The 23,044-nt window shown below is 66.5% G+C and carries 20 protein-coding genes, 1 tRNA gene and 1 pseudogene; 9 read left to right on the top strand and 13 right to left on the bottom strand.

The window, feature by feature from the left end; translation table 11 throughout:
• Positions 1-17: 17 nt before the first annotated feature.
• Positions 18-317, bottom strand: coding sequence for a hypothetical protein (locus LRR16_RS02690; protein WP_006579276.1), 300 nt, complete (start codon positions 315-317; stop codon positions 18-20).
• Positions 318-567: 250 nt separating this feature from the next.
• Here LRR16_RS02690 and LRR16_RS02685 point away from each other — a divergent pair, with 250 nt between their 5' ends.
• Both LRR16_RS02685 and lpxO read left to right on the top strand, forming a co-directional pair.
• The gene (locus LRR16_RS02685) at positions 568-879 is read left to right on the top strand and encodes a hypothetical protein (RefSeq protein WP_006579275.1); all 312 of its coding nucleotides are present in this window, start codon (positions 568-570) and stop codon (positions 877-879) included.
• 117 nt (positions 880-996) lie between these two features.
• Entirely contained in the window at positions 997-1,899 is a 903-nt protein-coding gene (gene lpxO, locus LRR16_RS02680; RefSeq protein ID WP_006579274.1) for a lipid A hydroxylase LpxO, read from the top strand.
• 73 nt (positions 1,900-1,972) lie between these two features.
• Here lpxO and LRR16_RS02675 read toward each other — a convergent pair whose 3' ends face one another.
• Positions 1,973-3,409 carry a PLP-dependent aminotransferase family protein gene (locus LRR16_RS02675; protein WP_232204731.1) on the bottom strand — a complete coding sequence of 479 codons (1,437 nt, stop codon included), beginning with the start codon at positions 3,407-3,409 and terminating at the stop codon, positions 1,973-1,975.
• A gap of 272 nt (positions 3,410-3,681) precedes the next feature.
• Between LRR16_RS02675 and LRR16_RS02670 the strand changes: the two genes are divergently transcribed.
• From LRR16_RS02670 to LRR16_RS02655, 4 genes are all read left to right on the top strand, one after another.
• Positions 3,682-4,026, top strand: a complete 345-nt coding sequence (locus LRR16_RS02670) for a hypothetical protein (RefSeq protein ID WP_006576023.1) — start codon at positions 3,682-3,684, stop codon at positions 4,024-4,026.
• A 61-nt stretch (positions 4,027-4,087) separates the two neighbouring features.
• The gene (locus LRR16_RS02665) at positions 4,088-5,068 is read left to right on the top strand and encodes a threo-3-hydroxy-L-aspartate ammonia-lyase (protein WP_232204730.1); all 981 of its coding nucleotides are present in this window, start codon (positions 4,088-4,090) and stop codon (positions 5,066-5,068) included.
• 126 nt (positions 5,069-5,194) lie between these two features.
• Positions 5,195-6,823, top strand: a complete 1,629-nt coding sequence (locus LRR16_RS02660; RefSeq protein ID WP_023264642.1) for an NAD(P)/FAD-dependent oxidoreductase — start codon at positions 5,195-5,197, stop codon at positions 6,821-6,823.
• A gap of 3 nt (positions 6,824-6,826) precedes the next feature.
• Complete coding sequence (locus LRR16_RS02655) at positions 6,827-7,387, top strand: DUF1415 domain-containing protein (protein ID WP_006576021.1); 561 nt, start codon at positions 6,827-6,829, stop codon at positions 7,385-7,387.
• A 31-nt stretch (positions 7,388-7,418) separates the two neighbouring features.
• Here the strand turns inward: LRR16_RS02655 and LRR16_RS02650 are convergent, their stop codons facing one another.
• Positions 7,419-8,246 carry an SAM-dependent methyltransferase gene (locus tag LRR16_RS02650; protein WP_006576020.1) on the bottom strand — a complete coding sequence of 276 codons (828 nt, stop codon included), beginning with the start codon at positions 8,244-8,246 and terminating at the stop codon, positions 7,419-7,421.
• Between the two features lie 234 nt (positions 8,247-8,480).
• Between LRR16_RS02650 and LRR16_RS02645 the strand changes: the two genes are divergently transcribed.
• Entirely contained in the window at positions 8,481-10,115 is a 1,635-nt protein-coding gene (locus LRR16_RS02645) for a DUF342 domain-containing protein (protein WP_232204729.1), read from the top strand.
• Between the two features lie 56 nt (positions 10,116-10,171).
• On the opposite strand, the gene LRR16_RS02640 is transcribed toward LRR16_RS02645, so the two are convergent.
• The 6 genes from LRR16_RS02640 to pepN form a co-directional block, all read right to left on the bottom strand.
• Entirely contained in the window at positions 10,172-11,191 is a 1,020-nt protein-coding gene (locus LRR16_RS02640; protein WP_232204728.1) for a hypothetical protein, read from the bottom strand.
• A gap of 179 nt (positions 11,192-11,370) precedes the next feature.
• Entirely contained in the window at positions 11,371-11,799 is a 429-nt protein-coding gene (locus LRR16_RS02635) for a hypothetical protein (RefSeq protein WP_232204727.1), read from the bottom strand.
• A 184-nt stretch (positions 11,800-11,983) separates the two neighbouring features.
• Positions 11,984-12,059, bottom strand: a tRNA-Thr gene (locus tag LRR16_RS02630).
• Positions 12,060-12,163: 104 nt separating this feature from the next.
• On the bottom strand, positions 12,164-12,595 hold the full coding sequence (locus LRR16_RS02625) for a hypothetical protein (RefSeq protein WP_232204726.1): 432 nt from the start codon (positions 12,593-12,595) through the stop codon (positions 12,164-12,166).
• A 205-nt stretch (positions 12,596-12,800) separates the two neighbouring features.
• Positions 12,801-13,817 (bottom strand): class 1 fructose-bisphosphatase, encoded by a 1,017-nt coding sequence (locus LRR16_RS02620; protein WP_006576016.1) that lies wholly within the window; start codon positions 13,815-13,817, stop codon positions 12,801-12,803.
• A 144-nt stretch (positions 13,818-13,961) separates the two neighbouring features.
• A complete protein-coding gene (gene pepN, locus LRR16_RS02615) occupies positions 13,962-16,667 on the bottom strand; it encodes an aminopeptidase N (RefSeq protein ID WP_232204725.1) in 2,706 nt (901 codons plus the stop codon).
• 334 nt (positions 16,668-17,001) lie between these two features.
• Between pepN and LRR16_RS02610 the strand changes: the two genes are divergently transcribed.
• A complete protein-coding gene (locus LRR16_RS02610; protein ID WP_064573056.1) occupies positions 17,002-17,613 on the top strand; it encodes a DUF4136 domain-containing protein in 612 nt (203 codons plus the stop codon).
• Positions 17,614-17,924: 311 nt separating this feature from the next.
• Positions 17,925-20,246 carry an NADP-dependent malic enzyme gene (locus LRR16_RS02605; RefSeq protein WP_064573057.1) on the top strand — a complete coding sequence of 774 codons (2,322 nt, stop codon included), beginning with the start codon at positions 17,925-17,927 and terminating at the stop codon, positions 20,244-20,246.
• Between the two features lie 166 nt (positions 20,247-20,412).
• On the opposite strand, the gene LRR16_RS02600 is transcribed toward LRR16_RS02605, so the two are convergent.
• The 4 genes and pseudogenes from LRR16_RS02600 to LRR16_RS02585 all read right to left on the bottom strand — a co-directional run.
• Positions 20,413-20,658 carry a hypothetical protein gene (locus tag LRR16_RS02600; RefSeq protein WP_006576013.1) on the bottom strand — a complete coding sequence of 82 codons (246 nt, stop codon included), beginning with the start codon at positions 20,656-20,658 and terminating at the stop codon, positions 20,413-20,415.
• 362 nt (positions 20,659-21,020) lie between these two features.
• Complete coding sequence (locus LRR16_RS02595) at positions 21,021-22,085, bottom strand: porin (RefSeq protein WP_064573059.1); 1,065 nt, start codon at positions 22,083-22,085, stop codon at positions 21,021-21,023.
• Between the two features lie 232 nt (positions 22,086-22,317).
• Positions 22,318-22,800, bottom strand: coding sequence for a 2-oxo-4-hydroxy-4-carboxy-5-ureidoimidazoline decarboxylase (gene uraD / locus LRR16_RS02590; protein WP_052511403.1), 483 nt, complete (start codon positions 22,798-22,800; stop codon positions 22,318-22,320).
• Positions 22,801-22,892: 92 nt separating this feature from the next.
• Positions 22,893-23,044 (bottom strand): annotated as a pseudogene (locus tag LRR16_RS02585) (allantoinase); the annotation flags it as partial.

Genomic DNA, 23,044 nt, shown 5'->3' with positions numbered 1-23,044 from the left:
GATGACCACGAATGCCGTCAACCTTCGGGTCGGTCGCGGGCCGGAAAGACAGGCAGCGCGATGCGCCGGCGCGCGGCCTTCAGCGCACGGGTGGGCCACAGCACGTAATTGGTATGCGGGTCGAGCGGCTTGCCGAAGTAGGACACCCACACCTGTACGCCGTGCTCGGTCTCGGCGATGATCGCGGCCACCGCGCGGGCGGCGACGGAAGGGGACTTCAGCAGTTCGGCCAGCGCCTCGACGCCCTGGACGACGTGGTGCTTGACTCCCCGGAACCACGCGTACTGCCGCATGGCGGACAACAAACGCTTCGTCATTGTCTGTGCATCTCCATTGAAAACGAGAATGAGAACCACGTGTCTGACCGCGCCGCCCGGTCTTTGTTCAGCCTGTGTGCGCGGCTGTTTTCTATCGCTGGCCGGGACCGATTCGTCGCGCCGGTCGAGGGCCCGGAATTGACAGCCCGACGCCGTTTGCCGTAGCTTCGGTCGCATGGGCGGCACGCCCCGCGGCCGTCGCCGCCCGATCCCCGCTGGGGCCACCGCATCATCCCGCAAGGAGCTGCCGATGACCGAGGACATGCTGATGCAATTGATGGTGGAGGTCGAGAAGGAAGATCCGATCGACTATGCGAACCTGCCGTTCGACGATGGCGCGCTGCGGTCCCTGGTCTGCCGCCTGGTGGCCGAGCGCTCGCAGGCGATGGAAGCGGCCGGCATGCCGGTCGACGCGGTGCTGGCGACCATGTGGGCCTCGACCGCCAAGCTGGTCCTCGAAAACATGGTGCTGAACGCGCGTCTGCTGACCTTGCAGGGCGCTCCGGACGACGCCCGCGCGCTGATCGAGCGCATCGCCCGCCGGTCCCGCGGCAAGCCGTGATCCCGCTCTCCAGCGCCGAGGCTGCCGTTTAGGTAAACTACGGTCCTTCATTGCAAATGGTGTGCCTTTGCCCGCACGGCAACAGTCTCGCACCAGGCAGCTCAGGGAGAGTTCGAGGTGGTCAAGTGGATCATTGTCGCGGCCTATCTCGGCGCGATTCTGTATGTGCATTTCCGCGGCAAGGTGCGCCTGCGCATCTGGCGGCAATTGCTGGATCATTCGGCGCTGGTCGCGCCGGTCAATTGCTTCATGTACGCCTTCTCGGGCGTTCCCCGCACGCCGTTCATCCCGGTGGAGCGCTTCCCCGAACTGGAGAAGCTGCGCGCCGCCTGGCCCGAGATCCGCGACGAAGGGCTGGCGCTGGCCGCGATGCGCAAGATCAAGGCGGCCGAGAAGAACGACGACGCCGGCTTCAATTCCTTCTTCAAATACGGCTGGAAGCGCTTCTACCTGAAGTGGTACGAGGCGCATCACCCGTCGGCCGAGCAGCTGTGCCCGCGCACGGTGGCGCTGCTGCGCGAGCTCCCGTTCGTCAAGGCCGCGATGTTTGCCGAGCTGCCGCCGGGCGGCAAGCTCAATCCGCATCGCGATCCCTTCGCCGGCTCGCTGCGCTACCACCTCGGCCTGGCCACGCCGAACGACGACCGCTGCTTCATCGAGGTCGACGGCGAGCGGCACAGCTGGCGCGACGGCCAGGGCGTGGTGTTCGACGAAACGTATCTGCACTGGGCCGAGAACCGCAGCGATCAGAACCGGCTGATCCTGTTCTGCGATATCGAGCGGCCGATGCGCTATGGCTGGGCCGGGAAGATCAATCGCTGGCTGGGCCGCAAGGTGATGAGCGCGGCCAGTTCGCCGAACGACGAGAACGACCAGACCGGCATGATCAACAAGCTGTTCCGCATCGTCTGGCTGGGCGGCCAGTATCGCCGCCGCCTGAAGGCGTGGAACCGCCAGGTCTATTACGTGGTCAAGTTCGGCCTGATCGCCGCCGGCGTCGCGCTGATCGTCTTCCTGTAACGCTGCAGCCTTCAGGCCTGCACGCGGCCGCAACAAAGGACGCGGTGCCACGCACCGCGTCCCACCCCTTCCGCTAGCGTGGCGCCAGCCGCGCCACCACTCCCGCCAGCTTCCGATACGCCCGCTCCAGCGCGGTCGACCGCGGTGCGCCGATATTGATCCGCAGGCAATGGTCGAAACGGCTCGAGTTGGAGAACACCACCCCGGGCATCACGCGCACACCGGCCTCGAGCGCCTGCTCGAACACCGCCTCCGACGACAGCCGGTCCGGCAGCTCCACCCAAAGATGCATGCCGCCCTGCGGCGCCGACAGCCGTGTGCCCGGCGGAAACAGGGCCGCGATGGTCTCTGCCGCCCAATGCCGCTGATGGCGCAGCCGTGCGCGCAGCCGCCGCAGATGCCGATCGACATCGCCCGACGCCATCAGCTCGGCCACGGCGATCTGCGACAGCAGCTCGTTCGGCCGCGACTGGCTGAACTTCAGCATCTCGACGCGGGCCTGCCATTTGCCGGCGGCTATCCAGCCGAGCCGCATGCCCGGCGCCAGATTCTTGTGCAGCGAGGCGCAGTAGATCACGTTGCCGCTGCGGTCCCACGCCTTGGCGGCGGCCAGCGGCGCGTCGTCGTCGGCCAGCGTCGAGAAGCAGTCGTCCTCGATCAGCGCGATGCCGCGCGCCTCGCACCATTGCACCAGCCGCGCCTTGTTCGCGTCCGGCATGATGCTGCCCTGCGGGTTCTGCAGGTTCGGCACCACCACCACCGCGCGAATGTTGTCGTAGGTCTGCGCGGCCAGTTCCAGCGCCTCCAGCGACAGCCCCGTCTGCGGACTGCACGGGACCTCGAGCGCGCGCATGCCAAGGCTTTCCAGGATCTGCAGCAATCCGTAATAGGTCGGGGATTCGACCGCGATGACGTCGCCCGGACCGGCCACCGCGCGCAAGGCGAGGTTCAGCGCCTCGGTGCAGCCATGCGTGATGGCGATCTGTTCCGGCGCCAGCGTCATGCGCGCCTGCAGCGCCTGGCGCGCCAGCGCGGCGCGCAGTGCCGGATGTCCATCGGGCTCGACCGCGCTGCCCAGCAGGCTGGGATGGCGGCGCAGCGCGCGGCCGGTGGCCTGGCGCAGCGCTTCGACCGGATAGAGTTCGGGCGGCGCGCAGGCGCCCGCCAGATTGACCGCGTCGGGATAGCGGCGGCCGCGCGCGATGATCGCCGAGATGCGTGCGTGGATGCCGACGTACTGCGCGGGATCGGGCAGCGACGCCGACGGTTCCGCGATGGGCGTGGTCTGCGGCGCCGGGGGGCGGACGAAGTAGCCTGAGCGCGGACGCGCTTCGAGCAGCCCTTGCGCCTCCATCTCGCGGCACGCCTGCAGCGCGGTCGACAGGCTGACGCCGTGGCGCTCCATCAGGGCCCGTATCGATGGCATCCGCTCGCCGGGCAGCAGCGTGCCCGAGGCGATGGCCTGCCGATAGTGGCCGGCGAGTTGACGGTACAGCGGGGCGGAGTCCATGCGGCATGGTGGCGCATCCGGCCGATGCGCAACAGATACAGAAAAGTATCCGCCGTATCGTAACAGAGCAAAGGATGGGCCTCTGTTCTGCTGTCCGTTGCGGTGCCGTGTGCCTGCCGCACCGCGACGGCGGCCGGTACGCTGCGTTCAGTCGATCGCGCATCCACGATGCCGGCCGCTCTTTGCTGCTGTGTCATGGCATCCCGTCGCAGACGGGCCGCCCGCAGCCACAGCACAACCCCAGCGGCATCAGAACCCGTCCGAGGCCCATCATGTCCATCCTGTCCCTGCTGCCACATCCGATCTACCACCACCGTGCGTTGACGCTGCATGCCGGCCACTCGGTCGGCTTCCACGCCAGGGCCGGTACCGAGCTGCATGTCGCCGATGGCGACGTGGAACTGATCGAGCCGCCGCTGCTGCTCGCCGACACGCTGCACTGGCCGCGACGGGCACTGGGACCGGGCAGTGTGGTTGCGCTGTCCCGCTCCGGCTGGTTTGCGCTGCGCGCGCGGCGCGATACCACCGTGCGGCTGCGCCAACGTGCCTGGGTATTCTCCCGGGCCCGTATCGCGCGCATACTTTCCGGCTGGCGCCGCCGGCGCCTGGCGCACTGAGCCGGCCGATGCCCGTCCCTCCGAATCGTCTATCTCTTTTCCCTGCAAGGAGTGTTGTCCCATGACGCAATTGGCCATCTCGTTCATCGATGTCGTGGAGGCGCATCGCCGCATCAGCGGCGTCGCGCACCATACGCCGGTGCTGACCTCGGCCACCGCCGACGCGCAGGCCGGCGCGCGGCTGTTCTTCAAGTGCGAGAACCTGCAGCGCATGGGCGCCTTCAAGTTTCGCGGCGGCTACAACGCGATCGCGCAACTGTCTGCCGCGCAGCGCGCCGCTGGCGTCGCGGCGTTCTCGTCGGGTAACCATGCGCAGGCGATTGCGCTGTCGGCGCGCCTCTTCGGCACGCGCGCGGTGATCGTGATGCCCAAGGACGCGCCCGCGGCCAAGATCGCCGCGACGCGCGGCTATGGCGGCGAAGTCGTGCTGTACGACCGCTATACCGAAGACCGCCATGCCATCAGCGAGCGGCTGGCGCGCGAGCAGGGCCTGACGCTGATCCCGCCGTTCGACCATCCGGACGTGATGGCCGGGCAGGGCACCGCCGCCAAGGAGCTGTTCGAGCAGGCCGGTCCGCTGGACGTGTTGCTGGTCCCGCTGGGCGGTGGGGGTCTGCTGTCGGGCAGCGCCGTGGCGGCGCGGGCGATGCATCCCGGCTGCAAGATCATCGGGGTCGAGCCCGAAGCGGGCAACGACGGGCAGCAAAGCCTGCGGGCGGGGCGCATCGTCGAGATCGGCACGCCCAACACGATTGCGGACGGGGCGCAGACCCAGCATCTTGGCCGCCACACCTTCCCGGTGCTGCAGCAGCTGGTCGACGATATCGTCACGGTCAGCGATGCCCAGCTGGTCGAGGCGATGCGCTTCTTTGCCGGCCGCATGAAACTGGTCGTCGAACCGACCGGCTGCCTGGGCGCTGCGGCGGCCTTCGCCGGCAAGGCCCCGATCGCCGGCAAGCGGGTCGGCATCATCCTGTCCGGCGGCAATGTCGACCTGGCCCGCTATGCCGCGCTGCTGGGGCAGGTGCCAGCCCAGGACTGAAGGCCAAGGACTGACGGCCAGCGGGGCGGGAAGCGGCGGCAGCGAGGGGCCGGCGGCGCCGAAAGGCTTTAGAATTGCGGGTTGGCCATCGGACCCGCCGCTCGGCCGCCGAATACCTCGTTCCCCATGCTACGCCTCAGTGAACTCAAGCTCCCCCTCGACCATTCAGAAAGTGACCTGGAGGCCGCTGTCCGCGCGCGGCTGATCGAGATCGGCATCAAGGGCGATGGCATGGTGTCCTTTACCGTGTTCCGCCGCGCGCACGACGCACGCAAGCGCTCCGATATCAAGCTGACGTATATCGTCGATATCGAGGTGAAGGACGAGGAGGCGGCGCGCAAGCGCATCGCCGGCAAGCCGAACTGGAGCGTGACGCCGGACATGACGTACCGCTTCGTCGCGCAGGCGCCGCAGCACACGGCCACGCCGCGACCGGTGGTGATCGGCATGGGCCCGTGCGGCCTGCTGGCCGGGCTGCTCCTCGCGCAGATGGGCTTTCGCCCGATCATTCTGGAGCGCGGCAAGGAAGTGCGCGAACGCACCCGCGACACCTTCGGTCTATGGCGCAAGAGCGTGCTGAATCCGGAATCGAACGTGCAGTTCGGCGAGGGCGGTGCCGGTACCTTCTCCGACGGCAAGCTCTACAGCCAGATCAAGGACCCGAAGCACTACGGCCGCAAGGTACTGCACGAGTTCGTCAAGGCCGGCGCGCCGGAGGACATCCTGTTCAAGGCGCGGCCGCACATCGGCACGTTCCGGCTGGTCAAGATGGTCGAGAACATCCGTGCGGAGATCTTCGCGCTCGGGGGCGAGATCCGTTTCGACACGCGCGTCGACGATATCGACATCGAAGGCGGCCGCGTGCGCGGACTGCAGCTGTCCAATGGCGACTATCTGCCGTGCGAGCAGGTGATCCTGGCGGTCGGCCACAGCGCGCGCGATACCTTCGAGATGCTGTACCGACGCGGCGTGTTCATGGAGGCCAAGCCGTTCTCGCTCGGCTTTCGCATCGAACATCCGCAGGGCATGATCAACCGCAGCCGCTTCGGCAAGTTTGCCGGCAACAAGCTGCTGGGCGCCGCCGACTACAAGATCGTGCACCACTGCAGCAACGGCCGTTCGGTCTACAGCTTCTGCATGTGCCCGGGCGGCACCGTGGTGGCGGCGGCATCCGAGCCGGGGCGCGTGGTCACCAACGGCATGAGCCAGTACAAGCGCGCCGAGCGCAACGCCAATGCCGGCATCGTCGTCGGCATCACGCCCGACGACTATCCGGGCGGACCGCTGGCCGGCATCGAGTTCCAGCGCCATTGGGAAGAACGTGCCTTCGAGCTGGGCGGGCGCAACTACTGCGCGCCGGGCCAGCTGGTCGGCGACTTCCTGGCGCGGCGGCCATCCACCGCGCTCGGCACGGTCGAGCCCTCGTACAAGCCGGGCGTGACCCCGACCGATCTGAGCACCGCACTGCCCGACTACGTGATCGAAGCGATTCGCGAGGCGCTGCCGGCGTTCGAACGGCAGGTGCCTGGCTTCGCGATGGACGACGCCGTGCTGACCGGCGTCGAAACGCGGACCTCGTCGCCGCTGCGCATCCGCCGCAAGGACGACTACCAGAGCGTCAATGTCGCGGGACTCTATCCGGCCGGCGAAGGCGCGGGCTACGCGGGCGGCATCTATTCCGCCGCGATCGACGGCATCGAGGTCGCCGAGGCGGTCGCGCTCGATATCGTCGGCCGCATCGGCAAGGCGGCCTGAGCGATGTCGCCGGCGGAGCAGCAGCAGATCGTCGATGCCACGCGTCACTGGCTGACGCGCGCGGTGATCGGGCTCAATCTGTGTCCGTTCGCCAAAAGCGTCCACGTCAAGGACCAGATCCGCTACGTGGTCTGCGAGGCCACCGACGCCGAGGCGCTGCTCGATACCGTCGAGGCCGAGCTGAAGGCGCTGGCCGCGGCCGATCCGGCGCACATCGATACCACGCTGCTGATCGTCCCCCGGATGCTGGCGGACTTCGCCGACTACAACGATTTCCTGTACCTGGCCGAACGCATGCTCGACAGCCTCGGCCTGTCCGGGGTGCTGCAGATCGCCAGCTTCCACCCGCAATACCAGTTCGCCGGCACCGATGCCGACGATATCGAGAACTACACCAATCGCGCGCCGTATCCGATCCTGCATCTGCTGCGCGAAGACAGCATTGCCCGCGCGGTCGAGGCCTTTCCCGACGCGGCGGACATCTACGAGCGCAATGAGGAAACCCTGCGCCGGCTCGGTCACGAAGGCTGGCGGCGCTGGATGGCGGGGGACGAACCCCGGTAAGCGTGGCTGAGCGCGCGGCTGACGCCGTGGCTCAGGCCGGCGTGAAGAACCGCTCGCGCATTTCCTCGAGCCCCAGCGTTTCGAGCACGTGCGCCAGCCGCTCGGACGGGCGCCGGCGCGGCAGGTCCTTGTACTGGGCCACGATCAGCTCGTTCTTCATCGAGTGTTCCCACCCGACCAGCTCGGTCACCGTGACCTGATAGCCGTGCGCCTCCAGCTGCAGGCAGCGCAGCACGTTGGTGACCTGGCTGCCGAATTCGCGCGTATGCAGCGGATGGCGCCAGATCTCGGTCAGCGGATTGCCTAGCGACTTCGACTTGTTCCTGCGCAGCACCGCCGCGACCTCGGCCTGGCAGCAAGGGACCACCACGATGTACTTGGCGCGCTTGGTCAAGGCGAAGCGGATCGCATCGTCCGTAGCGGTATTGCAGGCATGCAGCGCGGTGACCATGTCGACCGTCGCGGGCAGCCGGTCCGAGGTGATCGACTCCGCCACCGACAGATTCAGGAACGACATGCCCGGGAAACCGAGCCGCTCGGCGAGCGCGGTGGACGAACGCACCAGTTCCTCGCGCGTCTCGATGCCGTAGATGTGCGAGCGGTCCTGCTGCGTCTTGAAGAACAGATCGTAGAGGATGAAGCCGAGATACGACTTGCCGGCGCCATGGTCGACCAGCGTCAGGTCGGCATGGTCTCGCTTGAGATCCTGCAACAGCGGTTCGATGAACTGATAGAGGTGATAGACCTGCTTCAGCTTGCGGCGGCTGTCCTGGTTCATCTTGCCGTCGCGGGTCAGGATATGGAGTTCCTTGAGCAGCTCGATCGATTGGCCGGGACGGATTTCGTGGGTGTTCGACATGGGATACGGCGGGGTTGGCCCGGGTCCTGGTGCGCCGCGTCTTGCGGCATGTTGCGGCGTCCTGCGAGCGGCGAAGGCCCGGGCGGGCAGGGCGACAGTTTACCGGAAGGCGTCCCGAAAAAATTCTCCTAAAGTTTTGCCGAAATCTGCCGTAGGTGACGGACAGGCGGCATGTCGACTCGGTGCCGCTCTCAACAACAACGATAAATCAAAGGCAGACGGCTGGAGGACGCGATGGGTGACGTAGCAGCTTCGGTTGTGCGGGTGTGGGTGGAGGCCACGGACAAGGCCGTGCGGGCCCGGTACGAGGTGCCGGTGGAGGGCGAAGGCGGCAGCGGGCCGCCCGACCGCGCCGCGCTGATGGCAGCCCTCGAGACGCAGGGATGGGCGCATGCCAGGCTGGACGAGCACGCCATCGCGGCGTTCCTGCTCGCCTGCCATCGCGACGGGCCGCCGGCCGAGGCGGTGGTCGGCGAACTCGTCGACGGCTATTTCGAGATCGATATCGATGCCGACTCGCTGACGGTGCGGCTGACGCTGTGGCCGCCCGAAGGCGGACGTGCGGTGCAGCCCGACGATGTACGCATCGTGCTCGCGGGGCGCGGCATCAAGCTGCCCGTCGACGAGCCGGCATTGGCCGAAGCCTTCGCCGCGGGACGTTGCGACGACCTGCCGATCGTGCACGGCACGGCGCCGACGCGGGGCACGCCGGCCCGCTTCGTCAATCTGCTGGAGCCGCGCCGCGGCGGCGCCGAGGATGATCACGCCCGGATCGATCTGCGAGACCTCGGCAACCTGCTACTGGTGCAGCCCGGCACGCATCTGATGCGGCGGGTCCCCGCGGTGCAGGGTACCGCGGGTCAGGACGTGTTCGGCCGCGTGCTGCCGGCACCGGAGGTTGCCGACACGCCGTTCTCCGATCGGCTGACTGGCGTCGGCCCGGATGCGCACGATCCGAATCTGCTGGTGGCGACCGTCGCGGGTCTGCCATCGGTGCGCGCGCGCGGCGTCAGCGTCAATCCGGTCGTCGCGGTCGATGCGGTCGACATGCACTCCGGCAATATCGCGTTCGAGGGCACGCTGCGTGTCAACGGCGACATCAAGACCGGCATGTCGGTGCGTGTCGGCGGCGACGTGATCGTCGGCGGCACCATCGAGGCCGCCCATGTCGAGGCCGGCGGCAATGTGGTCGTCAGCGGCGGCATCATCGGCAAGTCCGAAGGGCCGCACGATCCGGCGAGCGCGATCGCGCGGATCCAGTGCAAGGGATCGGTGCATGCGCGCTTTATCGAAAACGCCGTGGTCGAGGCGGGCACCACGGTCACCGCCGACAGCGCCATTCGCCAGAGCGATGTTGCTGCAGGCGAGGTCATCACCGCGGGCGACCCGGCCATCGGCAGCGGCAATATCACCGGCGGCCGCTCGCGCGCCTGGCATGCGGTCCGTACCGGCACGCTAGGCGCGCCGGCAGGCACCGCCACCGCCATCCATGTCGGACTGAACCCCTATGCGGACGCCGAGAAGGCGGCGCTGGAGGCGGACAAGCGCCGGCAGGAACAGGAGCAGGCCAAGATCCAGCAACTGATGACGTTCTTCGCCAAGAATCCCGAGCGCGCCACGCCGGAACTGCGCGAGAAGGCGCGCGCCACGCTGTTCAAATACACGCGGGACATGCTGGACACCGACGCCCATCTGGCCAAGCTCGCCGAGCAACTGCATCCACGCCCGGACGCCGCCGTGGTGGTCGGCAAGCGCGTCCACGGCGGGGTCAGCGTGACGATCGGGCAGAAGACCATGCGCGTGATGGAAGATATGCCGAAGGTCGAATTGCGGCTGGTCGGCGAAGGGATCGGGGTGGTGCGGGAATGAAAAAGCGGCGCACAGGCGCCGCTTTTTCTGAGACTGGTTACGCCTTCGCGCCCTGGTTACTGCAGCGACAGCGCGGTCTGCGTGTAGTGCCGGCTATTGCCGGCCGGCTCAATGCCGACATAGCTGTAGTTGAACTCGCACTTGACCGCCCGGCCGAGTTCGGTGGCCCACCAGCAGCGGTAGTCCATCCGGTAGGCGGCATTGCCGGTCACGCCGTTGGTCAGGTTGCCGTCATTGGAATTGGTGAATGCTACGCCGTACTTGATGCGCAACGTATCGAACGTATCGCTGCCGACGGCGACACGCTCGAACGCTTCCACGCTGGCTTCGAGGGCGGCCGTTTCGTGATATGCGCCACACTGATATTGCCAGCCCGAGGTCCAGGTCTTGCCGACGAACATCGGGTATTGGAAATGCTCGCGCTTCGGCGTGAAGGTGCAGGTCTGGCTCGGGCTGTCTGCGCTAATGCGCGCCGTACGGTTGCGATCCGCGTCGTTGAGGATGGTATCGGTCAGCTCGCCAGTGGTCCTGTAGCGGTTCATCGTGAATCCGCCTTGCGAATCGACGGCAGTCGTCGTATCGCGATAGGTGCGGTCGATGGGTGAGCCGTCGACAGTCGTGCCCTGCTCGCGCCACAACGTGGTTTCACCGACCTTGGCTGCGACCCGCGCATAGCGGTGCGGCGGCACCTCGATACGGATCGTCGCCAGCTTGCTCGCATCGGCGGCGGACTTGGCCACCAGCGTCACCGTGCCGCCTTCCGGGCTGATCAGCACGGCATCCCACACCGCACTGTTCTGGCTCTTCGGCTGGATCGTGGTCTTCTCCATGCTCGCGGTCCACGTCACGCCGTTGCTGGCGCTCAGACGCAGCTCCTGGCCCGACGCGATATTGAGCGTCGTGCTGCCGCCGTCCTTCAGCGCAAAGCCGGTGACCGGCGTGCCATCGAGACTGGCGGACAGTTGAAAGCCCGTGTCTTTACCAGCCTCATTGCCCCCGTCATCGCCGCCACCGCCGCACGCGCCCAGTGCCGCGGCAACCAATGCGGCTGCGGTAAATCCCGTCCAATTTCTCATCTCTTTTCCTTGTTATTGATCCTTGTTCTTTTATCGGCAACAAGCCGCGCGGGATATTAGCAAGGCGCTCCCCGAAAGTGGGGACCGTGAAGTAGGGTTGACCGGAACGGAACGTTGGGATAGAGCCGGGCCGGCTTCCATCCTGTCGTGTTCTTGCGTTGGCGATGTCGGCCCGTCGCTCAGACCGTGCCGCGCCAACGCCCACTACGGCGGATCGACTGACAGCGATCGTGATCCAACGCGGCAACGGCGCGACGCAATAAACGCGCTTCGTCCAACGTTACCGGATAGCGCGGCTCCACGTCGTCGATCGAGCCCAGATCGAAATAGCTCCAGAGCGTTTCGCCGTGGATCGTGACGCCCCAGTGGTCCATTTGCCGCAGGTCGGCGAGGCATAGCGTGACGAACGCATCGGGATCGTTCGAGCCGGCGCGGCCAATGGCCTGGTCCAGCCGCATCGTCATTGCGCGGACTTCGGTGCAAGTCGGCGTGTCGTTGTTTTCCGCGCTGTGCCTGGGCGTTGGCGCGAGCTTTCGTTCGAGCGGAGTTTCGGGAATGGACGCAGGGCCGAATGACTGCGACTGCCGGTGCAACGCGATCGGATTCATGGCGAGCTCGAGTGGGTGGAGGAGGTTCGAGCTTATCCAGCGTCGGCGCGGTGGGCGCTGAGCGGATTCTGAAAGGTAGAGCGGGAAAGCGACCGGCCGTCGGACGGAGCCTTGGCCTGGGGCGTAAGGGTGGGGCGCCAAACAAAAATGCCCTTGGAAAATCCAAGGGCATTTCTTTGAAACCTGGTGCCGAAGAGAGGAATCGAACCCCCGACCTTCTCATTACGAATGAGCTGCTCTACCGACTGAGCTACTTCGGCAACACTACCGGTTTGGAACCGGATAGAGCCCGCAATAATAGCAGTGGATCCGGCGGCTGTGAAGCCCCCCGGCGCACTTTTTTCACGCTTCCCGCAGGCGGCGGTCAGCCGAAGGTGCGGCCGGTAGGCGAGGCGGGATGGCGGGTCATGGCCTCGTCCGGCCGCGCCAGGGCGGTCAGCAGGCTGTCGATCGCGGCGATGAATTCGCGCAGGCGGACCAGCGAGACCGGAAACACCGGGTCCGATGCATCGATGGTCCAGGGGTAGAAGTACAGCTCGCGTTCGTGCTCGCTGATCGGCACGCCCCAGTTCGCCAGCTGGCGCAGATCGCAGACATGCAGGTCGATGCCGTCGCTCAGCCCGTAATGCAGCGCGACATCGAGCGTCTCGTGCAGCCGGATGGCGAGGGCCTGCACTGCCGTGCGTTCCAGCGGGGCCTCGCCGCACGGCGGGTTTGCCGGCGTGGTGGCGGTGACGGGCGGGTTGATCGGTGGGGTGATGGCGTAGCGGGCGCCGGCATCCGAGAGGGGGGCCATCGCGGTTTCCTTGCTCCGTGGAGAAAACAGCAGGGTAGGGACTCTACGAGGCGGAGGAAATGAGCGGATTCTGATTTCCGCTGCGAAAAGAAAAAGGAGCCACCGGCAATGCGGTCGGCTCCCTGTCGGCGTGCACCATGCACGTCGATGCAGGCCCCGCGAGACCGGCCTCTGTCGAAGACCGGCCCGCGTGCAAGCAGCCGTATCAGCTGCCCGCTTGCGCTTCCTGGTGGTAGCGCGTCACGCGCTCGACCTCGTTCTTGGAGCCGAGGATCACCGACACGCGCTGGTGCAGCTTTTCCGGCTGGACCTCGAGAATGCGCTGATGGCCGTTGGTGGCCGCGCCGCCGGCCTGTTCGACCAGCATCGCCATCGGGTTGGCCTCGTACATCAACCGCAGCTTGCCCGGCTTCTCCGGCTCGCGCTTGTCCCACGGATACATGAAGATGCCGCCGCGCGTCAGGATACGGTGCACGTCGGCGACCATCGAGGCGATCCAGCGCATGTTGAAGTTCTTGCCGCGCGGGCCTTCCTCGCCGGCCAGGCATTCGTCGATGTAGCGGCGCACGGGCGGGGCCCAATGCCGCATGTTGGACATATTGATCGCGAATTCCTTGGTGTCCTCTGGAATCCTGACATCCGACTGCGTCAGCACGAAGCTGCCCGCCTCGCGGTCCAGCGTGAACATATGGACGCCGTTGCCGACGGTCAGCACCAGCGTGGTCTGCGGGCCGTACACCGCATAGCCGGCCGCGACCTGTTGCGTGCCCGGCTGCATGAAGTCGGACTCGGTGACGGTCTGGCCCGGCTTGGGCATATGCAGCACCGAGAAGATCGTGCCGATCGACACGTTGACGTCGATGTTCGACGAGCCATCGAGCGGATCGAACAGCAGCAGGTATTCGCCCTTCGGATAACGGTTCGGGATCTCGTAGAACGAGTCCATTTCCTCCGACGCCATCGCGGCCAGGTGGCCGCCCCATTCGTTGGCGTCGAGCAGCACTTCGTTGGCGATCACGTCCAGCTTCTGCTGGGTTTCGCCCTGCACGTTGCCGGTGCCGGCCGAGCCGAGCACGCCGGCGAGCGCGCCCTTGCTGACGGCATTGGAGATGGCCTTGCACGCGCGCGCGACCACCTCGATCAGCAGCCGCAGCTCGGGCTGGATGGTGTTGTGCTGGCGTTGTTCCTCGACCAGATAGCGGGTCAGGCTGATGCGAGTCATGGGTTTCCTCCTTGAATGGCCGCCATTCTACAGGCCGGGGCGGGCGGCCCACCGAAGCCGGCGGGCCTGGACCGCGATCGCTGGTTGGCTAGCGCACCCAATCGGCAGCCGACCGGCATCCCAACCCGCGGCCGACCAGCCGCCTCACGTCGACAGTGCCTTGCCGACGATCTCGCGCACGTCGCGCGACAGCTTGTCGGCCGCGGCCACCCGTTCCAGCGCGGCGCGCATCCTGTCGCGCAGCGGCAGCGCGTATTTCTGCCAGCGGTCCAGCGCGCGCGCCAGCCGTGCCGCCACCTGCGGATTGATCGCGTCGAGCGCCAGCACCTGTTCGGCCCAGAATTCGTAGCCCGAGCCGTCCTCGGCATGGAACTGCGCGGGGTTGCCAGAGCAGAAGCTGAAGATCAGCGCCCGTGCGCGATTGGGATTGCGCAGCGTGAAGGCCGGATGCTGCATCAGCGCCCGCACCGTGTCGATGGTGCGCTTGCCCGCATGCGGGCCGACTTCGCCGCGCTGCATGCCCTGCAGCGAGAACCATTTGTCGACCACCAGCGGATCGTGCTCGAAGCGCTGGTAGAAGTCGGCCAGCGCCGCCTCGCGGCCCGGCGCGAAGCTGTTGACCAGGGCCGTCAGCGCGGCGAAGCGGTCGGTCATGTTGTCGGCCTGCTGATACTGCTCGCCGGCCAGCGCATACATCGCATCGTCGCCGACTTCGACCAGATAGCCGAGCGCGAGATTGCGCAGCGCGCGCTTGCCTGCCGATTCCGGATCGGGCCGATACGGGCCGGTGGTCGCGTTGCTTTCGTAGGCGCCCAGCCAGTCGCTCTGCAGCGCGCGGGCGAGGCCGGCGCGCATGAATTGCCGCGCGCGATGGATCGCCGCGGGATCTGCCACGCCCATGCGCTCGGCCAGATAGGCCTCGGCCGGCAGCATCAGCGCCTGTTCGCGGAAGGCGGGGCTCAGCGAGGTGTCGGTCAGCACCGAGCGGAACGCGCCGATCAGCGCGTGGTCCAGCTCCAGCTCGCGCCCGGCCTGCACGTCGGCGACCAGCTTCAGCAGCGCGCGCGTCGCCAGCCGCTGGCCCGCTTCCCAGCGGTTGAACGGATCGCTGTCGTGCGCGAGCAGGAAGGTCAGCTCGTCGTCGCTGTAGTCGACATCGACGATCACCGGCGCCGAGAAGTTGCGCAGCAGCGAAGGCAACGGCGCGCGCGGGCCCTTGGGCAGGTTGATGAAGCGGAAGATCTGCCGCGCTTCGGTGAAGTTCAGCACGCGCGTGGTGTCGCCGGCGGCGGCCTCGCCCTCGAGCTGCAGCGGCAAGTCCTTGCCGTCGGCGCCGATCAGCCCGACCGCGAACGGGATATGGAAGGGGAGCTTCTCCGGGGTGCCGGGCTGGGTCTCGATGCCGACCTTGGGGCATTGCTGCGTCAGCGTCAGCGTCAGCCTGCCCTCGCCGGCGTCCCATTCCGTATGCACGCCGACCACCGGCGTGCCGGCCTGGCTGTACCAGCGCCCGAACTGGGTCAGATCGCGGCCGTTGGCGTCGGCCATCGCGGCGAGGAAGTCGTCGCAGGTCACCGCCTGGCCGTCGTGCCGCTGGAAATACAGGTCCATGCCCTTGCGGAAGCCCTCGCGGCCCAGCAGGGTCTGGTACATGCGCACGACCTCGGCGCCTTTCTCGTACACCGTCACGGTGTAGAAGTTGTTGATCTCCTCGTAGCTGTCGGGCCGCACCGGATGCGCCATCGGCCCGGCATCCTCGGGGAACTGCACCTGCCGCAGCACGCGCACGTCCTCGATGCGCTTGACGGCGCGCGCCGAGCCGTCGTCGGCGCCTTGCTCGGCCATCATGTCGGCGGAGAACTCCTGGTCGCGGAACACCGTCAGCCCTTCCTTCAGCGACAGCTGGAACCAGTCGCGGCAGGTCACGCGATTGCCGGTCCAGTTGTGGAAGTACTCGTGGCCGACCACCGATTCGATATTGAAGAAGTCGGTGTCGGTCGCGGTGGCCGCATTGGCCAGCACGTACTTGGTGTTGAAGATGTTCAGGCCCTTGTTTTCCATCGCGCCCATGTTGAAGTCGCCGACGGCGACGATCATGAAGCGGTCCAGATCCAGCTCCAGTCCGAAGCGCCGTTCGTCCCAGCGGATCGAATGGATCAGCGAATCCATCGCGTGCTGCGTCTTGTCCAGGTCTTGCGGCTCGACCCAGACCTGCAGCAGTTTTTCCTTGCCCGAGCCGGTGGTGATGCGCTGCTCGATGCATTGCAGCTTGCCGGCGACGATCGCGAACAGATAGGAGGGCTTGGGGAACGGGTCTTCCCACACGGCCTCGTGGCGGCCGCCGTCCAGTTGCTGTTCACCGATCAGATTGCCGTTGGACAGCAGCACCGGATAGGCGGCCTTGTCCGCGCGCAGGGTGACGCGGTAGGTCGCCATCACGTCGGGACGGTCGAGAAAATAGGTGATGCGGCGAAAGCCCTCGGCCTCGCACTGCGTGAAGAAGTTGCCGTTGGAGACGTACAGTCCCGACAGCGTGGTATTGGCTTCCGGCTGGCAGGCGCTGACGATCTGCAGCGTGCCATGCTCGGGCAGCCCGTTCAGCGTCAGGCTGCCATCGTCGAGGCGATAGTCGCCGAATGGCTGGCCATCGAGACTGACGCTCGCCAGCTCGAGCGCTTCGCCGGCCAGCACCAGCGGCGCGCCGGCCTGGCGGCGGGCAAAGCGCAGCGTGCTGGTCACCACGGTGCGCTGCGGATCGAGCTCGAACACCAGGTCGACGTGTTCGATGGCGAAGGCGGGCGGGGTATAGTCCTTGCGGTGGACGGTGACGGGGGTATCGGTGCGGAGCATGGATGGTCCTGTCCTGGAAGGCGATGAGTCGGGCGCGCCGGGCGCCGGGTAATCCATTGTAGCCAAGCACGGCATGGCCGCATGGCGCCAAGGGAATTCCGGCGCACGCCGCCGGTCTGATGCAACGAGAGGGCGGCCCGCCGACCGCCCCCGCGCCCACCACCGGCGCACGGTCCGGTGGAGCCCTGTCGGCGAGACCATGAACAGAAGGAAGAACATCATGTGGCAATGGCGAAAGGCCTGTGCACGGACGGGCCAATGGCTGAGCACCGTGAGCCGTCGCGGTCAGGAAAGGGGGCGGACCGCCAGCTGGTCCGGATGGGCCGGGGCCGCGATGCTCGGCGCCTTGCTGCTGTCCGGCTGCGCCAGCACCGTGACCACCGACGTGACGGCGTTCCGCCAGCCCGGCTGGCAGAACGATCCGCCCCGCACCTACGCGTTCGACGCCGAAAAGGGGCAGGAGCAGCAGGGCCAGCTGGACCGCGCCACCTATCAGAACTGGATCGCCGACGCGCTGTCCGGCCACGGCTTCACGCAGGTGCCGCGGTCGCAGGCGCGCTATCTGGTCAGCTTCGATTTCGATTCGGATCCGCGCCTGGTGCGCGTGCACGAGACCTACTATCCCGATCCCTGGTATCCGTGGGGGCCGTACTGGGGCCCGTACGGCTATTACCGCCCGTGGGGGCCGTGGGGCTGGGGCCCGGGCTACTGGCCGCCACAGACGGTGATCCGCGACGTCCCGGCCACGCTGGCGAGCCTGCGCGTCTTTATCCGCGAGGCCGCCGGCAACAAGCGCGTCTACCAGGTGACCGCGCAGAACCTGAGCGAAGGCAGCACGATGCCCGGGCTGATGCCCTATCTGGTGCGCAGCGCCTTCGCGGAATTTCCGATGGAAAGCGGCCGGCCGCGGCGCGTGACGCTGGAGGTCGACAAGAACGCCAGATAACGGCAACAGCGAGAAATACATCGACGCCGGTATGCATTGCCAACGCTGCATGCCGGCGTTTTGTTTTACCGGTGGATCGCCCAGGGCGCACTCGCACCCATTCGCACCCGATCCGCGCCATTGACGCTATTCCGGTAAAAGCTCTTTAACCGCAAAATGCCCGCGTTTGCGGCCTTCCGGGGCGCCATCGGGGCGACTCGCGCACGGCGGCTGGGCTAGAATAGCTGCTCGATTTTTTCGGCCCTGGCGGTTCGACCGGTATCGACCGGCATCGTACGGCGCCATGTTGGGCCTCTTTCCGGACGAGCGACATGAGCAGCAAGACCAGCGGTGACGCACCGCAACACGCCCCCAATAGTCCTGAAGCGCAACTGCGCCTCGCCGCGCTGGAATATCACCGCAGCCCGACCAAGGGCAAGATCCAGGTGACTGCGACCAAGGCGCTGTCCAACCAGCGCGACCTGTCGCTGGCCTATTCGCCGGGCGTGGCCTATGCCTGCGAGGAGATCGCCAAGGACCCGGCCATGGCGGCCGAGTACACCTCGCGCGGCAATCTGGTGGCGGTGGTCACCAACGGCACCGCGGTGCTGGGCCTGGGCGACATCGGCCCGCTGGCCGGCAAGCCGGTGATGGAAGGCAAGGGCTGCCTGTTCAAGAAGTTCGCCGGCATCGACGTGTTCGACATCGAGCTCGACGCGCGCGACCCGGATCAGATCGTCGAGATCGTCGCCGCGCTGGAACCCACGCTGGGCGGCGTCAACCTCGAGGACATCAAGGCGCCCGAGTGCTTCTACATCGAGAAGAAGCTGCGCGAGCGGATGAACATCCCGGTCTTCCACGACGACCAGCACGGCACCGCGATCATCTCGGCGGCGGCGCTGCTCAATGGCCTGAAGGTGGTCGGCAAGGACATCGCCAACGTCAAGATGGCGGTGTCGGGCGCGGGCGCGGCGGCGATCGCCTGCCTGGACACGATGGTGAGCCTGGGCGTCAAGCGCGAGAACATCTACGTGGTCGATTCGAAGGGCGTGATCTTCGTCGGCCGCGACGCCAACATGGAGGCCAACAAGGCGCGCTATGCGCAGGACACGTCGGCCCGCACGCTGGCCGATATCGTCGAGGGCGCCGACGTGTTCCTCGGCTGCTCGACCGCCGGCGTGCTGACCGCCGAGATGGTCAAGACGATGGCCGACAAGCCGATCATCCTGGCGCTGGCCAATCCCGAGCCGGAGATCCGTCCGGAAGTGGCCAAGGCCGCGCGCCCCGACTGCATCATCGCGACCGGCCGTTCGGACTATCCGAACCAGGTCAACAACGTCCTCTGCTTCCCGTACATCTTCCGCGGCGCGCTCGATTGCGGCGCGACCAAGATCACCGAGGAAATGAAGCTGGCCTGCGTCAAGGCGATCGCCGAGCTGGCCGAGGCCGAGACCAACGATGCGGTGGCCGCCGCCTATGCCGGCAAGGAACTGAAGTTCGGCCCCGACTACATCATCCCGACGCCGTTCGACCAGCGCCTGATCGAGAAGATCGCGCCGGCGGTCGCGCGCGCGGCGATGGAGTCGGGCGTGGCCACGCGTCCGATCCAGGACCTCGAGGCCTATCGGCAGCAGCTGACCCAATACGTCTACCACACCGGCCTGATCATGAAGCCGGTGTTCTCGGCCGCCAAGGCCGCGCCCAAGCGCGTGGCCTATGCCGAGGGCGAGGAAGAGCGCGTGCTGCGCGCGGTGCAGACCGTGGTCGACGAAGGCCTGGCGCGCCCGATCCTGATCGGCCGTCCGCACGTGATCCAGATGCGCATCGACAAGGCCGGCCTGCGGCTGAAGCCGGGCGTCGATTTCGAGCTGGTCAATCCCGAGGACGATCCGCGCTATCGTGCCTATCACGAGGCCTATCACGCGCTGCGCGGACGCGATGGCGTGACGCCCGACATGGCCAAGGTCGCGCTGCGCCGCTCCAACACCCTGATCGGCACGATGCTGATGCACATGGGCGATGCCGATGCGCTGCTGTGCGGCACCGTGGGCCGCTTCGAGGCGCATCTGGAGCATGTGCGCGACGTGATCGGCCTGAAGCCCGGCGCCAAGGTGCTGGCGGCGATGAACGCGCTGATGCTGGAGAAGTACACGCTGTTCATCACGGACACCTTCGTCAACGAGGACCCGACCGCCGACGAACTGGCCGCGATCACGCAACTGGCGGCCGAAGAGATCCGCCGCTTCGGCCTGACGCCGAAGGTCGCGCTGCTGTCGCATTCGATGTTCGGCTCGTCGAACCGCGCCTCGGCGCGCAAGATGCGCGCGGCGCAGGAGATCCTGAGCCAGATCGCGCCCGAGCTCGAAGTCGAGGGCGAGATGCAGGGCGATGCCGCGCTGGTCGAAGACGTGCGCCGACATTTCCTGCCGGGCACCAAGCTGGCCGGCTCTGCCAATCTGCTGGTGATGCCGACGCTGGACGCGGCCAATATCGCGTTCAATCTGCTGAAGATCACCGGCGGCCAGGGCGTGACGGTGGGCCCGATCCTGCTGGGCGCGGCCAAGCCGGTGCACATCCTGAATCCGCAGGCGACCACGCGCCGGATCGTCAATATGACGGCGGTGGCGGTAGCGGAGTCGGGCGCGCTGCGCTGAGCGGAGGCTGGCGCTGGCCGCAAAATAAAAGCCGGGCTGCGGGCCCGGCTTTTTTCATTGCGACATTCGGTCGCGTTGGCGTTCGTCGGTTTTGCTCAATGTTCGGTGCTCGTGATTTCATGCTGCAGTGTTGTGCTGCGGAGCAGCGTATCGGCTGAAGGCGGCGCTATTGCAATACGTTGTACTGCTGGCGCATGTCGACGATGATCGACTTCGCCGCACGCAATTGCATCGACACGCTGTCTTCGGCCGCACGGGGGAAGTCCACCTCGGCGCTCCAATTGCATCCCGTATGGTCGGGCTGGTGCACGCGTACCGCATGCAATTCGCACTCGCCGCATTCCGGATTGTTATCGAGGCACTGGTTGAGGATAGCCATCAACTCCGACCGGGTCTTTGCGTATCGCCGCATGAGTCACCTCTCTCGTTTGGCTAATCGTGGTCTGGACGTTCAATGTAGGCATTCGTCCTGGGCCGTGCCAATTGAATGAGCCTATGAGGTGAAGTCGTTCATTCCCGCGCCGGAGCAGGGGAACGGTGCTGCGATGCAGCGGGGAAGGGAGGAAATGATGCGATGCTGCGGCATTGCGCCGCAGCGTGGGAGCGCTGTTGCCCTCTCCCCAGCCCTCTCCCGCAAGCGGGAGAGGGAGCACGCCCACAGACCCGCGACACGCTGCTGGTCTTCTCCCCTCTCCCGCTTGCGGGAGAGGGGCCGGGGGAGAGGGCAAGGCGAGAGGGCGTCTTCGGGCCGTTCAGGCCCGAAGGCAATCCCGATCAGAACTTGTGCCGAATGCCCACACCGAACGAATCGCCGTGCTCGGCGCCGGTGATCTTGTCGTAGAAGTAGGCGGCATACACATCGGTGCGCTTCGACAGGTTGTAGTCGTAGGCGATCGCGAACGTGTTGCGCTTGAAGTCGTCGACATTGTTCTCGGCCTTGGCATAGCCATACGAAGCGAGCAGGCTGCCGGCGCCGATGGGCACCGAGGCACCGATCTGGCCGCTGGTGTGCTTGATGTCGCCGGTGGCATTGGTCACGTCGCTCTTGATGTACTGACCCTGGGCGAACAGCTTGACCACCTTGAAGTCGTACGACAGGCCGGCCAGCACCGCGTTCTGCTTGTCGAAGCCGGCCAGCGTGGCGGGCGACGTCACATCGCCCGGCACGTTGTTGAACTTGACCTGCTGGAAGGCGACGGTCGCGGCCAGCGGGCCGTTGAAGTACATCAGGTTGCCGCCCCACTTGTTGCGGCCGGTCGAGCCCGCCTGTTCGCCGAACGAGTAGATCAGGTTGGCGGTCAGGCCGCCGAAGGTCGGCGTCGAATAGACCAGCGAATTGCTCCAGCCCGAATCGCCGATGATGCCCGGATCGAACACCGTGCCATTGGTGGCCGTGAAATAGGTGTGGAAGATCGCCGGCGAGAACACGTACGAATCGACCAGCGGGTTGAACAGGATGGTCGAGATGAAATACGGCGTGGTATTGCGGCCGAGCTTGAGCGTACCGGCGCGGTCGCTCTGCAGGCCGACATACGCATTGCGGCTGAACATCGCATCGCCGTCGAAGCGGCCGGTGCGGCCGTTATCGGTGCGATAGAAACCGTTCAGGTCGAAGATCGCCTTGAGGCCGTTGCCCAGATCCTCGGCGCCCTTGATACCCCAGTACGACGTTTGCATGCCACCCGAATTGGCGACCCAGGCGCGCTCGCCGGTGCCCGGGCTCTTGACCGCGCCGACGAACATGTCGACCTGGCCGTAGAGCGTGACGCTCGATTGCGCCATGGCCCCGCCGCTGAAAAGGGCCGCGGCCAGTGCCGCCAACTTGAACTGCTTCTGCATGAAAGACCTCCGTGGTTTGATCCTGTTGGAACGTTGTGTACTGGGTCCCTGACGGGTTCTCTTTTTGGTATGTACCGGCGGCATCCGTGGCGAGGGTGCCGGCGGCGGACGGCGCTGGCTTCGGGCGCCGTTCATCGTGTCATCGGGCAGGGCGCCGGCGGTGACTTGCCGAGGCCTTGCCCGATGTGCGGTCTTGCTCCATGCATGGGTTCCATGCGAGGGGAATTTCGACTCAGCCGGATACTAAGTCGTCGAGACGGAACTGGGCAATGCGATGGATCTGATTGATGCAAGTTTGCAACTCATCGGCCGGCGAATTCTCGATGCGTCTTGCGAACTCGTCGATGATGCCGGCGCGATCGTAGCCGCGTACCGCGAGAATGAACGGAAAGCCGAATTTCTCGTTGTAGCGCGCATTCAATGCCTGCAGCCGTTCGAATTGCTCGGGCGTGCATTGATTCAGTCCGGCGCCGCTCTGCTCGCGCGTCGATTCTTCGGTCAGCTCGCCGCGCACCGCGGCCTTGCCGGCGAGCTCGGGGTGGGCGCGCACCAGCTTGAGCTGGGCCGCTTCGCCGGCCTGGTCGACGGCCGCCTGCATTGCCGCAGCCAGCGCCTGGCGATCGGCGAAGGGACGCTGCTCGGCGGCGCTCGCGGCGACCCAGGGCGAGTGTTCATAGATGCCGCCGAGGGCCTGCACGAATTCGGCGGACGGCATCGCGTTCAGTTGGGAGAGGGTGTAGGTCACGTCGGGACTCTGGTGTTGGTGTCGGAGAAGGGCGCCGGAGAAGGGCGCCGGAGAAGGGCGCATTACCGCGCCGTGCTGGCCTTGTACGGATGCGTCTCGATCCAGTGCCGCGCGATATCGATGCGGCGTGCGATCCAGACCTTGTCGTGCGACTGCACGTAGTCCAGGAAACGCTGCAGCGCGCGGAAGCGGCCCGGGCGTCCGAGCAGCCGGC

It is taken from the genome of Cupriavidus sp. UGS-1 (assembly GCF_021213615.1).
Taxonomy (GTDB): domain Bacteria; phylum Pseudomonadota; class Gammaproteobacteria; order Burkholderiales; family Burkholderiaceae; genus Cupriavidus.
This window is presented reverse-complemented; position numbering and strand designations above follow the sequence as displayed.